11 protein-coding genes are annotated in these 12,604 nt (G+C 52.8%); all 11 read left to right on the forward strand.

The genetic code is table 11. The features are described from left to right. Positions 1–293: hypothetical protein (locus tag Q0P86_RS07690; RefSeq protein ID WP_295038605.1), on the forward strand; the 293-nt coding region annotated here is incomplete at its 5' end. A 43-nt stretch (positions 294–336) separates the two neighbouring features. Continuing rightward, on the forward strand, positions 337–1,131 hold the full coding sequence (locus Q0P86_RS07695; protein ID WP_295038607.1) for a 1,4-dihydroxy-6-naphthoate synthase: 795 nt from the start codon (positions 337–339) through the stop codon (positions 1,129–1,131). A gap of 126 nt (positions 1,132–1,257) precedes the next feature. Continuing rightward, positions 1,258–1,458, forward strand: a complete 201-nt coding sequence (locus Q0P86_RS07700) for a hypothetical protein (RefSeq protein WP_072979155.1) — start codon at positions 1,258–1,260, stop codon at positions 1,456–1,458. 25 nt (positions 1,459–1,483) lie between these two features. Then, a complete protein-coding gene (locus tag Q0P86_RS07705; RefSeq protein WP_175547424.1) occupies positions 1,484–1,648 on the forward strand; it encodes a hypothetical protein in 165 nt (54 codons plus the stop codon). A 4-nt stretch (positions 1,649–1,652) separates the two neighbouring features. Next, positions 1,653–3,170, forward strand: a complete 1,518-nt coding sequence (locus Q0P86_RS07710) for an OmpA family protein (RefSeq protein WP_295038610.1) — start codon at positions 1,653–1,655, stop codon at positions 3,168–3,170. An 11-nt stretch (positions 3,171–3,181) separates the two neighbouring features. Beyond that, the gene (locus tag Q0P86_RS07715) at positions 3,182–5,428 is read left to right on the forward strand and encodes a tetratricopeptide repeat protein (protein WP_294111131.1); all 2,247 of its coding nucleotides are present in this window, start codon (positions 3,182–3,184) and stop codon (positions 5,426–5,428) included. A 73-nt stretch (positions 5,429–5,501) separates the two neighbouring features. After that, positions 5,502–9,395, forward strand: coding sequence for a tetratricopeptide repeat protein (locus tag Q0P86_RS07720; RefSeq protein ID WP_295038612.1), 3,894 nt, complete (start codon positions 5,502–5,504; stop codon positions 9,393–9,395). Positions 9,396–9,582: 187 nt separating this feature from the next. Beyond that, positions 9,583–10,203, forward strand: a complete 621-nt coding sequence (locus Q0P86_RS07725; RefSeq protein WP_290991871.1) for a MotA/TolQ/ExbB proton channel family protein — start codon at positions 9,583–9,585, stop codon at positions 10,201–10,203. Positions 10,204–10,242: 39 nt separating this feature from the next. Next, a complete protein-coding gene (locus tag Q0P86_RS07730; RefSeq protein ID WP_290991873.1) occupies positions 10,243–11,130 on the forward strand; it encodes a biopolymer transporter ExbD in 888 nt (295 codons plus the stop codon). Positions 11,131–11,132: 2 nt separating this feature from the next. Continuing rightward, positions 11,133–11,627 carry a biopolymer transporter ExbD gene (locus Q0P86_RS07735; RefSeq protein ID WP_295038615.1) on the forward strand — a complete coding sequence of 165 codons (495 nt, stop codon included), beginning with the start codon at positions 11,133–11,135 and terminating at the stop codon, positions 11,625–11,627. A 2-nt stretch (positions 11,628–11,629) separates the two neighbouring features. Beyond that, positions 11,630–12,568 (forward strand): AgmX/PglI C-terminal domain-containing protein, encoded by a 939-nt coding sequence (locus Q0P86_RS07740; RefSeq protein ID WP_291024675.1) that lies wholly within the window; start codon positions 11,630–11,632, stop codon positions 12,566–12,568. Positions 12,569–12,604: the final 36 nt, after the last annotated feature.

Consider the following 12,604-nt stretch of genomic DNA (forward strand, 5'->3'; position numbering starts at 1 on the left):
ATCCTGTCGCCGAAGGGAACCTCTGGAAGATTACTCCTAAGGACCCGTCCAAGCCAACGCTTTACTATTCACAAAAGAAAAAGCGCGTCATGAAAATGTCTGTAGTCGTGAACGGGGCCAATGCCGTAAGCGAGTTCGAATATTGTGACAATTCTTGCCCGTTGCCGGGAACGCTTAAGAAAGTGGTTATCAAGACGACTGCACCGCAGGGCGGAGAAAGTACGGTCGTTCTCGAAGTGCTGAAAGCAAAACAGAGACGCGTCCTTCCGATGAAGATGTTTGACGTGGAGTAAATCTGCTTCATTCCACACCCCACACCCCACACCTCACACTATTATGCGTCTTTCTCTCGGTATTTCCACTTGCCCTAACGACACCTTTATCTACGAGGCCCTCATTCACGGTCTCGAAAATTCTCCCTTCGAATGGGACGTCCACTTTGCCGACGTGCAGACCTTGAACGAGATGGTGCGCCGTGGCGAACTCGATGTCGCGAAGGTCAGCGCTCAGGTCTATCCTAAAATCGAGGCGGATTATATCTGCCTGGGTTGCGGCGGCGCCATCGGCTACGGCTGCGGCCCACTACTGCTCTCCTCCGAGTCGCAGGAGTTCAATCCGGAGCTTCCCGTGACGCTTCCGGGCTCCGAGACGACGGCGGCGCTCCTGTACCGTTTCTGGCATTCCAGGACGCAGTCAGTGCCGTTATCCGTAAACTACGCCCTCTTTGACCAGGTGTACCGCTCCTTGCGCGAAAAGAGCGCCCCGCAGGGTGTCGTTATCCATGAACACCGTTTCACCTGGAAGCGCGACGGGCTCTACCTGCTTCAGGACCTGGGAGCCTTCTGGGAAGAAAACACGGGATCTCCCATTCCGCTCGGGATTGCGGTCGCTCGCCGTACGCTGGGGTTCACGGTGATCGAAAAAGTGGAAGCGGAAATCCGATCGAGTCTCCACGTGGCCCAAAATCGCCCCGAAATGGTGACCCCGTTCATCGACGAAAAGGCGCAAATCGACGACCCCGAAGTCATGAAATCGCATATCCGGATGTTCGTGAACGATTTCTCCGAGAACGTGGGGGAGCGCGGAAGGGCGTCCCTGGAACACTTGTGGCGGTTAGTTAAAAGTGAATAGATTGTTAAAAGACGAAAAAAAATGCGTTTTTTGGTTTATTTTGAACAATTTTTTACAAAATCGCAGATATTTAGTCCTAACATTAATTTATTTTCCCATACAGCATCTTTATTTTGGAGTTTGCTTATGAGTTTAGTGAATGATCTTGAACTGGAAGTCGAGAACTTCAAGCGCGAGTACGAAAAGTTCGAGCGCGGCAACAAGTCTGCCGGCACCCGTGCCCGCAAGATTTTGCAGGACATCAAGAAGACCTGCCAAGAGATTCGTGTGTCTATCCAAGGCGCCAAAAAAGAAGAGGAAAAGGCCGAACCGGCATCTGCCGATTGACCTCAAGAGGACTAGATATACCACGATGAATCGTCTTTTTCGACATTTTATTGGAAAAAACGGCTTTTTTTCTGAAAATCGTTTGACTAAAGCCGTTTTTGAAGGTATATTCCCACTTGAATTTTTACGCTTGTCTTTTTGGCAGGCCAAAGGTTTTAAACTAAAGTGTTCTATGATTGGAGAAACGTAGCAGTATGACCCTAAAGAAACTGGTCTTAATCACGGCCGGGGCGATGCTTCTTTCTGGAACCGCCATGGCAAAGAATATCAATGTTCCTGGCGATTACTCAAAGATTGCTGACGCTCTCGGTAATGCGGATGCTGGCGATACCATCTTGGTGAAGCGTGGCACCTATAACGAAAACATCACCCTGATCATGGGTGTCGTACTTAAGGGCGAGGATCCCCTTACGACCATCATCGATGGTGGCCGCAGAGGTCCGACCGTCATGGGTACTTCGGGCGCCGAAATGTCGCACTTCACCGTGAAGAACGGTATCGAAGGAATCCTTTGCGAAAACGCTGCCCCCTACATCCACCACTGCTATGTGCTTGATAACCACGCTACCGGTATCGGTGCGTTTATCTCGCTCCCGCATCTCCGCAACAACGTGGTGTACGGCAACCGCTGGTCCGGCATCCTCGCTTGGGGTGCCAAGTCCCTCGACGCCTTTATCGAACATAACGTCGTGCTCCGCAACGGCTATTCCGGCCTTGCTCTGAAGGGCCCGACCAATGTGATCGCCCGTAACAACATCTTCATGGAAAACCACTACTACGGTGTGTTTGCCGACCCGGCCGCTGGCCAGACGAAGGTGGAATACAACAACATCTACAAGAACTACTACCCGTTCAACGAATTCATCAAGGTGAACCGCACGAACGTTTCCCTCGACCCGAAGTTCGTGAACCACTCCCTTTCGAAGCCGAACTTCTACTGCCAGTCCACCTCGCCGATGCTCAAGCGCGGCAAGGGCAAGGCTGATATCGGCCTCACCGCTACCGAGCTGGTGAAGGAAGAAGAAGTCGTCGAAGAAACACGCAACCCGGATTCCGATGGCGATGGCCTTTGCGATCCGTGGGTTTCCGAAGAAGGCCTCTCCGACAAGTATGCATCCGTCTGCACGGGCCTCGACAACTGCCCCGAAGAAGCCGAAGACTTCGACGGTTACCAGGACGACGACGGCTGCCCGGATGCCGACAACGACCGCGACGGTCTCTGCGACCCGTGGGTCGAAGCCAAGGGTATGCTTTCCCAGTTCGCTCACATCTGTAAGGGTGTGGACCTCTGCCCCGAACAACCCGAAAGCTTGAACAGCTACAAGGACGACGATGGTTGCCCGGACGAAGTGCCGCAGCCGCCGAAGAAGGTCTTTGTGCTTGAAGGTGTGAACTTCGAATCCGGTAAGGCTACGATTACCCAGGATTCCTACATCTCCCTGATGAAGGTGGTGGACATTATGGAAACCTTCACCGAAGCTACGTTTGAAATTGTGGGTCATACCGATAACGTTGGTAAGAAAGAAAAGAACCTGCAGCTTTCCGCTGACCGTGCCGCTGCCGTGAAGAACTTCCTGGTGGAAAAGGGCATCAACGAAAGCCGCATTGTCACTTCGGGTAAGGGTGACTCTCAGCCGGTCGCCACGAACAAGACCCCGGAAGGCCGCGCCCAGAACCGTCGTATTGAGTTCATCCGCACGGATATCAATTAAAGGAGTAAGTGATGCGTACTAGTGTTATTAAAACAGCAGTCCTTGGACTCACGGTAGCCAGCACTTCCTTGTTTGCAGAAGCAACTTATTCTCCGCACAAGTACCAGCAGAATGACTGGTTCGCGGAATTCGGTGGCAACACTGCCATGTATGTGAACCCCGCTGGAATCTCTGAAACTGACCAGCTGGAATTCAGTGCTGCGTTCTTCAGCTCCATCAGTGGCGAAGCTAGCCAGGAATATGTGAGCTTGACTTTCCCGATGGATTACAAGCACACCCTCGGTTTCTCGTTCTTCGAAAACGGTGCATCCATCGACGGTGGCAAGTCCTACGGCGAATACGCCTTCATGCTCGGTTACGCCTACAGGCTGATGCACTGCATCGCCCTCGGTCTCGATGTGTCCGTGCTCTACATCAACCAGTTCGATGAAGTGACGCAGGTGACGCTCGGTGCCGACGTGGGCCTCAGCTGGAACCCGCTGAACTCTTCTAAGTTCGGTTACCTCTTGGTGGGTGTCGCCCTCCAGAACATCGCCCAGCCGGGTATCAGCATGGAAGAAGACGGCGGCTTTGTCGCTCCGGGTTTCTTCGGCGGAGACCGCGACGATGCATACAACATTCCTTCTAACCTGAACTTCTCCCTCTTCTGGCGTGGCTTCAACCGCCTGATCGAGGCGAAGGCAGAACTTTCCCTCATCGACGTGTTCCATTCCGACAAGGAAGGTGGCGAAGGCCTGAACCCGGAAATGAGCTTCACCTTGACCTACTACCTCTCCCCGCACCTTGGTGTCCGCCTCCGCTTCACGAAGGAAGGTTACCCGGTTGCCGGCGCTACGGTTAATGTCAAGGACGTGAGCATCTTCCGTTACCTCGCTCTCGACCTCGAAATGTCTCACGATGACCTCTACGCCAAGAAGAACCGTGGCTTCATCTGGGCTGTCAAGCTCACCAGCCGCTTCGGTGACACCCGCGAAGAGAAAATCGGCGAAGAACGTTACCGTCGCTTGAAGATCGAACCTGAAAACGACTACCGCGCCGCTATGCGCCTCTACTTGAACCGTCAGTTCTTGGAAGCTGCATACGCCTTCGGTAAGGTTCAGACCAAGTACCCGGCATTCCACCTTGTGGACCAGGCCGCCTTCTATAAGGCAAAGTCCTTTGAAAACCTCCGCATGCACAAGGCTGCAAAGTCCGTGTACGAAGACGCTATCAAGCGCTATCCGCAGAGTGACCAGCGCGCCAAGTACCACTTCCAGTTGATGAACATCGACTATAAGGAAGGCAAGTACATCGACGCCATGGCCAAGTACCAGAATATCGCCCAGAAGTTCGGTGAAAGCGACGTGAAGGCTGACGCTGACTACATTGCCGGCCAGATCAAGTTCGAACAGGGACTCTACCAGGAATCTGTCGACCTGCTCGCCGCCATCCTTCCGGGTAACGCCAACTACTTCTACGCCCGCTATACCATGGGTATCGCTTACAGCCGTCTCGGCAAGTTCGACGAAGCTGAAAACTGCTTCCGCGACATTACCGAACAGCCGGTTTCCAACCAGTCCGAACGTGACTTGCAGGATGCCGCCAAGGTGAAGCTCGGTCACTTGTTCTTCTCTGGCGAAAAGTCCGACATTCCGGCCGCCGCCCAGATGTATGGCCAGGTGCAGCCCGGTTCTCCGGTCTATGACGAAGCCATGCTCGGTATCGCTTGGTCCTTCCTCAAGGTGAACAAGCCTGATGAAGCTATCAAGCCGGCACAGTGGATTATCAAGAATATGCCTGAATCCTTCCTGGTTTCTGAAGCATACCTCGTTCAGGGTTACTGCTACTTCATCAAGAAGGACTACAACAATGCAGTGGAGTCCCTGGAACAGGCAGAAAAGCGCACCGAACAGCCGGTGGTGACCGTTGCCGCTCGCGATAGCGCTCGCCAGGCTTACGACGCTATGCAGGACGAATTCGACTCTGTGCAGGTGAAGGCTCTTGACCTCGCTCGCCAGCTCCCGACGCCCCGTGTGCAGAGCAAGCGTGAAGCCTTGCAGCCGACCTTTGATAAGGCTAACGCCGCTATCGAAGATTACGCCGCATTCACCCAGAAGGCAATCCAGAGCGACCGCTTTGAATCCAACCGTAAGCGTATCTTGGACGACGCTGGCTTTACCTTGGCTACTGTGAAGACCAAGATGGGTCAGGGTGCCGCCAACTCCGAAGCCGCTCAGGAACTTGAAAGCCTGGAAGACGACTTGGGTGATTTGGAATAAACTTTGAATAAAGGTAGACCTGGCTTTTTCAAACCAGGTCTTCCCCTTTTTTCTTAATAGGTGGAAAGAAAAAATGAAAAAATTTTTACTTGTTGGTGCAATCGTCTGCTCGCTTGTAGGTTCGTCCTTTGCAGCGTCGGATCCTTGTAAAGACAAAGTTAATGAGGCTAAGAAGCTGGCCGCGAAGTGCAAGGCCATGCCGAAGGGCTCCGAAAAGACCCAGTGTGCCAACTCCTACAAGGTCCTGAAGAATCAGGCTGAACAGGCTTGCCGTTCTGGCGGCCTCGACGAAAAGGGCATGGAAGATGCCATTAGGCAGTGGGAAAAGCAGGTCAACAACTGTAAGGGTAAGCAGAACAAGCGTTGCGCCTCTGCTCTCCAGCAGTTGGGCCACTACCAGTTCCAGCTCGAAGAAAAGCACTTCCTCGACAAGAATGCCCAGTACGAAGAAGACGTGGCGTGGTGCGCCGACCGCGACAACAAGCCGGCCAAGTGCGCAAACATCGACCAGCTTCCGAAGGCTGATCACCAGAAGTCCCTGGGCTACTTCCTCGAATACATCGACAAGTATCCGAAGGAAGACAAGACCCCGACGGTGATCTACCAGGCTGCCGCCGTGCAGGAAGCCAGTGGTGAAGACGAAAAGGCATACAAGCTCCGTATGCGCCTCGTTGAAAACTTCCCGGACAACGGTCTCGTTCCGAAGGCTTGGCTCCGTATTGCGGAATACCACTTCATGAACCGCAAGTTCCGCGACGCTATTAAGGCGTACAAGAAGGTGACCGGCTTCGAAACCCTTACGGGTAAGGAAGCTGCACTTGCCATGTACCACTTGGCAGAATCTTACTACAACATTGCTGAGTACGAAACCGCAGCAATCAAGTACTACGAATATATCATCGGTGCCGACAAGGGTAAATACCCTGCAGACTTGCGCGCAGAAGCTATGGACTTCATGGCGGCCTCCTTCTCTGACCTTGAAGGTGGTGGCGTGCAGGAAGCTGAAGCTTTCTTGAAGGACAAGAAGGTTCCGTTTAAGGATTCCGTGTACTACCGTATCGGTATGAAGAACAAAGACCACGACCGTAACGAAGAAGCCGTGCAGTCTTTCAAGCGCTTGATGTCCATCAACCCGGACTACATTGACGCTCCGCTCGCCGATATCGCGATGATCGAAATCCTCATCATCCAGCAGAAGTTCGAAGAAGCCCAGCAGCACCGTTACACCGTGGTGAAGCGCTATGACCGCAACTCCTCCTGGTATAAGAAGAACCAGAAGTATCCGGAATCGGTGAAGAACGCCGAAACTGCAATCCGTGGCGCTATGCTCGACATTCCGCAGTACCACCACGCCCGTGCCGCCAAGCTCACCAAGGAAGGTGACCTGGAAGCCGGCAAGAAGCAGTATGCCGAAGCCATCAAGGCCTACGAAGCATTCCTGAAGCGTTACGCCAAGGAACCGACCTGGGACGAATACAAGGTGCATATCAACTTGGCCCTCGTCTACCAGGAAATGGCTCAGTTTGCTAACGCTGCCAAGATGTTCAACTGGATCGTCGATACCGACACCACCCGTTACGGCCGTCGCCCGATGGGCTCCGAAGCTCTCCTGAAGAAGGAAGAAGCTGCGTATAACGCCGTGCTCATGATGGACCAGGCTCGCGAAGCCGCCAAGAAGAAGAACTACAACGACGACGCTGTCAAGGCTTACAGCTCCGCCGAAACCAAGGCCTACTTCGCCCAGGTGGACAAGTACATGGCCAAGTTCGGTCAGAACAAGGAAGCCGCAGAACTTGCTTACAACGCAGCTATCGTCCACTATGACGCCAAGCAGTTCAAGGTAGCCGTGGGCGTGCTCCGCAAACTGAAGCAGGACTTCCCGAAGCACCAGTACATTTTGCTTATCAGCCGTATGCTTGCCCAGTCCCTCTTGGAATCGGGCTCCTACGACGAATCCCTCACGGAATTCGAATGGCTCTACAAGCAGTACACCCAGGTCAAGGAAACTCGCAACGATTCCATGGCCAAGGAAATCGAAAAGGCAATCGCCTATGTGCTCTTCCAGATGGCAGAACAGTCCGTTAAGGGTGGCCAGTACGAAAAGGGTGCTGAAGCTTATCTCGCTCTCGTGAAACGTTACCCGCTTATCGACATTGCCGACAAGGCCGTGTTCGAAGCTGGGGCCGCTTACGAAAAGAACCAGAACTACACCAAGGCTGCCGAAACCTTCATGATCCTCCCCAAGCAGTACGCCAAGTCTCCTTTGACCATCAAGGGTATCGTACGTGCGGGTGACGCTCATAAGAAGGCCGCCAACCTGAAGAAGAGCGACCAGAAGTACTTCGAACAGGAATATCGCGAAGCCGCTCAGACCTACTTGTTCATCACGAACAACTTCCCGCAGGATTCCATGGCGTTCATGGCTATCGGTTCTGCCGCCCAGACTTACGACTCCATTGCCGACAAGAAGTCTGCCGCTATGACTTACGAAATCGCCTACAAGCGCTATCCGAAAGATGAACGTACTCCGGGTTACTTGTACAGCGCTTGCTTGAGCTATGACGAAGCCAAGATGACTGACGAAGCCATTCGTTGTAACAAGGACCTCGTCCGTGATTACCCGAAGAGCTCCTATGCTCTTGACGCCGCGTTCTCTATCCCGATGGCTTACGGCAACGCCAAGAAGTGGGATCTTGCTGCTCAGGAATACCACTTCTTCATCAAGAACTATGGCAACGATGATAAGGAAAAGCTAATTGCCGCCTACATCGGTGCCGCCCGAGCCTACATGGAACTTAAGGAAGAAGAAAAGGCTGTCGAAGACTACCGCAAGACTCTCGAAGCCTACGACAAGTACGGTCTGCAAATCAAGAATGCCGACCCGGGTGTCCCGGCTGAAGCTGCCTTCTACCTCGGTGAACACGAGTACCACAAGATGGAGCCCATTGTCCTGAAGGGCAAGGAAAAGGAAAAGGCCAAGATTATCAAGCAGTTGGTCGATATTCTCCAAAAGGCCATGAGCCAGTACTCCAAGTCTGCAACCTACGCTTCTGAACGCTGGACCTTCAAGGCCACCAACAAAATGGGTATGCTCTTCGTGACGATGGCTGCCAAGATCCGCGAACAGGAACTGAACGGCAAGAAGGAAGAAGAAATCTTCGCTGAACGTATCGGTATCGTGCAGCAGCTGCCGAGCTACTACGAACAGGCGCGTCCGATCTTCCAGAAGAATATCGACCTCGCTCGCGACCAGGGATTCTACAACCAGGACGTGATCGAAGCTGAAGAAGGCTACATCGAAATGTACTACCAGGGCTGCGCCGTGTTCGTCGAAGTGGCAGACGCGTTCGCCAACTCTCCGTTGCCGGACTCCGCTTCCATTGTGAAGGAATACGTGGAATACGAAGGCATGGTCAAGGAAGACGCTATGGAAGCCGTTCACGAAGACTTGGAAGCCTACCGTGAAGAATTGACTAACCGTTCTAACGGTGCCAAGGAACTCGCTGTCCCGCAGTGCGCAACCGGTATCAAGGCCGCGGCCCACTACGGCATCGAAAACCAGTGGACTGAAAAGCTCTTCGAACTCTTGAAGAGCCTTGACGAGAACAATGAGACCTTGAATACCAAGATTGAAAAGTTCGACCCGTCCACCCTGTTCTCCGATCCGGCCTACTTCAAGACGAAGGCTCGTCTCGAACAGATTGCCAAGTCCGAAGTCATGACTCCGGAAGAACAGATCAATACCTACCGCGACATTATCAAGGATGCGAAGGCCGAAAACGAAAAGTTGAAGGCTGAACTCGCTGAACTCAAGAAGCAGCTCTACGCTGGTTCCGCTTCGACGACCTCCGCTGTGGGTGGTTCTGATGCCTCCGTGGGTGAACCGGCCGAAGCCGCCGAAGAACCGGAAGCTGCTCCGGCTCCGGCTCCGAAGGCCAAGAAAAAGGCCAAGAAGAAGAAAAAGTAGCGGTAAAAACAATTTTACGGGGAACCTAGTTCATAGGGTTCCCCTATTCTATTAGGGCAAAAATGGCTTTTTTCGTGCAGTAAACAAGATTTTACGCATTTGAATCTCCAATTTTGCTCTAAAAAAGATTAAATATGAACAAAGAATTTTCAAAATAAACCAAAACACTCAATAAAGGAGTACTCTAATGTCTAAAATGCTTCAATCCTTCAGCCCCGAATCCGATGGTTGGCAGTTCATGTGGATCATCCTCGTGGTGTTCCTGATCGGCCTCGGTTTCTCTATCGAACGCATTATTTACATCATGGTGAAGAGCGCTAAGGGCCGTAAGGATTTCTTGGCTAAGTTCGGCACCCACATTTCCGCCCAGCGCTATGACGAAGCCCTGAGCTATGCCAACGCAACCAAGCTCCCGATCGCCCGCGTGATGGCTGCAATCGTTGCTGCCCGTAACGGTGGTCGCGAAAACATGTCTGCTGCTTGCGACGCAGTGTTCCTGACCGAAGCTCCCCGTCTTACTCGTTATATCAGCATTATCCAGGTGATGGCTTCCATCTCTACGTTGCTCGGACTTATGGGTACGATTTACGGTCTGATCTTCACCTTCGACGCCGTTGCTAACAAACCGGCTGCAGAACGTGCCAAGGCTCTTTCCGACGGTATCGCTATCGCTATGGGTACCACGCTCCTCGGCCTTCTCTCCGCTGTGCCTCTTCTGGTCATCGTGGGTCTCCTCAACATGAACTCCGAACGCCTCATCCAGGAAATGGAAGAAAAGGGCCTCAAGATTATCAACTCCCTCGCTTAACCGAAGATAGAGAGATAATTTTAACGGAGTTATATAAACATGGCAAGACAACTTAAGAAACCAGCAAAGCCTGAAGAACCGGACCTGTTGCCGGCGATGGGCTTGTTTACGATCCTGATTCCTATGCTGTTGTCTATGACCGCCTTCTCCAAGCTTGCTATCGTTGAAATCAACATGCCGGAACGCAGCATGATGAACATGGACAACGATACGCCTCCGGAACCGGACCAGCAGGCTCTTAACCTCTCGCTCGCTATCACTGGTGATTACCTCGTGATTGGCGCCCGCGGTGGTTTCCAGCCGAACGTCTACTTTAAGGAAATGTGGACGTTCCGTTGCAAGTCCGATGCGCAGCTCATTACGTATGCGCCGGAAGATGTGAAGTCGGCCGTGGAAAGCGGTCATGGTCCCAAGTGCAAGGATGGCTCTGAGATGGATAAAGACAAGTATCTTTATGAAATCGAGACCATCGAACTCTGGGCAATCAACAAGGAATCCGAAGAAGATCCGGGCCGCGTGATTTGGGCCGTGTATTCTTCTCAGTCCGAAAATGTGCCGGATAGTGCCTACGTAGATGGCAACAACGCCTTCCTCGCCGCTCCTGGTGAAGGTCCCATGGGCCTGACCCCGCCGCCGATGCTGAAGAAGCCGAGCGCTGGTGCCGTTCTTGCAACGATCGATCCGAACTCGGCTCGTACGCTGAAACCGGATGTCGCCGCGAAGAACATCATCTACCCGCTTTCCGCCTATGACCTGATCGCTAAGGACCTGATTCAGATCCATACGCAGTTCATTGACCTCGAAGACGTCGATAACATCATCATCGTTGCTAACGACGACACCCAGTTCGATAAGATCATTCAACTTATGGACCGCGCTAAGGAAGCCGGTTTCAGCAAGATCAACCTTGCTAAGCTGGGAGGTTAATCATGGCTAGAAAGACTCGTAAATTTAGCGAAGACGTACCTTTCTCCTTGACGTCCATGATGGACATGATGACCATCATTCTGGTGTTCATGATCAAGAACTTGGACGCTGAAGGTCAGCTTTTGACCCAGGCCGAAAACCTCATCCTTCCGGTGTCTACCTCCAAGGTGCAGCCGAAGGAAGTGGCTCTGACGGTCGTGGTCGATAACAACTATGTCGTGGTCGATAATGCCAAGATCGTTCCGACCGAAGACGTCTTGAAGCAAGAAGATCTTCTTGTGACCAAGGTGGACTCCGTTCTTAAGGAACGCCGCGCGACGGAACAGGAACACGCCCTCAAGATGGGTCTCCCTGCCAACGAAGCCGGTAACATCATCGTGCAGATCGACAAGAACATCCCTTACGATGCAATGTATAAGGTCATGGCCACCTGTGGCTTCTCTGGCTACACGCACATTGCATTCGCCGTGATGCAGAAGAACGGCGGGGAGGAATAACTATGGCTAAAAAGAATACTCCCGCAGTAGATCCGTTAGTAGCGTCCCTGATGCCGGAATCCGACAAGAAGATGGGTGCTATCGCCGGTATCTCTTTAGTCGTTGCTTTGGCTATCTGCCTTTGGGCTTCCATGTACGAACAGGTTGTGGACGAAGTCGTGTTCGACGACTCTGCCGCTGCCGACTTGACCGCTTCTATGACCATCGATGAAAAGAAGGAAGAGAAGAAGGAAGAGAAGAAGAAGGAAGAGCCCAAGAAGCCTCGTAAGAAGGCTGGTGGTGGCGGCAAACCGCGTGGTAAGGGTCAGCCCAACGCTCCCCAGACTCGTGGCGTGCTTAAGCTCCTGACCGCTCAGACCAAGAATGCCTCTGCCGGTGCCTACGACCTCATGAAGAACCAGAAGTTCTCCAAGGATATCGACAAGGTGCTGAAGGACGTGGCTGGTCTCCAGACGACGGGTAAGACCGTTCTCGGTGGCCGTCGCGGTAAGGCTGACGGTGGCTTTAACGAAGGTTACGCCGAAGGTGGTTCCGGTGGTATCGGTGACGGTCTCGCTGGCCTTCTGGGTGGTGGTGGCGGTGGTATCGCTACCAAGGCCAAGGGTTCTATCAAGACCCCGTCTGAACGCGATATCGACATGGGTGCCGGTGGTGGATCTCGTTCCGCTGCGGACATCATGAAGGTTGTGCGTCAGCGTACTCCTGGTCTCCGCCACATCTACAACAAGTTCCTGAAGAAGAAACCGGGATTCCAGGGTAAGGTTACCCTGAAGTTCACGATCGCTCCGGGTGGCGAAATTATCAGCATTTCCATTGCTTCTTCTACGACCGGTTACGGCGAATTTGACGGCGAAGTCAAGAACGCTGTGAGCCGCTGGAAGTTCAGCAAGGTGAAGTCTGGTAACACTACTGTTACGATCCCGTTCACCTTCTCCGAATAATATTTCGGAAAAAACTTGAAAAAGGACCGGACTTGA

Origin of the sequence: uncultured Fibrobacter sp., assembly GCF_946062555.1 — a bacterium.
GTDB lineage: Bacteria > Fibrobacterota > Fibrobacteria > Fibrobacterales > Fibrobacteraceae > Fibrobacter.

Coding starts and splice junctions, on each gene's coding strand:
- Q0P86_RS07695 (WP_295038607.1), top strand. CDS start 337: ATGCGTCTTTCTCTCGGTATTTCCACTTGCCCTAACGACACCTTTATC.
- Q0P86_RS07725 (WP_290991871.1), top strand. CDS start 9,583: ATGTCTAAAATGCTTCAATCCTTCAGCCCCGAATCCGATGGTTGGCAG.
- Q0P86_RS07705 (WP_175547424.1), top strand. CDS start 1,484: ATGAATCGTCTTTTTCGACATTTTATTGGAAAAAACGGCTTTTTTTCT.
- Q0P86_RS07730 (WP_290991873.1), top strand. CDS start 10,243: ATGGCAAGACAACTTAAGAAACCAGCAAAGCCTGAAGAACCGGACCTG.
- Q0P86_RS07715 (WP_294111131.1), top strand. CDS start 3,182: ATGCGTACTAGTGTTATTAAAACAGCAGTCCTTGGACTCACGGTAGCC.
- Q0P86_RS07700 (WP_072979155.1), top strand. CDS start 1,258: ATGAGTTTAGTGAATGATCTTGAACTGGAAGTCGAGAACTTCAAGCGC.
- Q0P86_RS07735 (WP_295038615.1), top strand. CDS start 11,133: ATGGCTAGAAAGACTCGTAAATTTAGCGAAGACGTACCTTTCTCCTTG.
- Q0P86_RS07720 (WP_295038612.1), top strand. CDS start 5,502: ATGAAAAAATTTTTACTTGTTGGTGCAATCGTCTGCTCGCTTGTAGGT.
- Q0P86_RS07740 (WP_291024675.1), top strand. CDS start 11,630: ATGGCTAAAAAGAATACTCCCGCAGTAGATCCGTTAGTAGCGTCCCTG.
- Q0P86_RS07710 (WP_295038610.1), top strand. CDS start 1,653: ATGACCCTAAAGAAACTGGTCTTAATCACGGCCGGGGCGATGCTTCTT.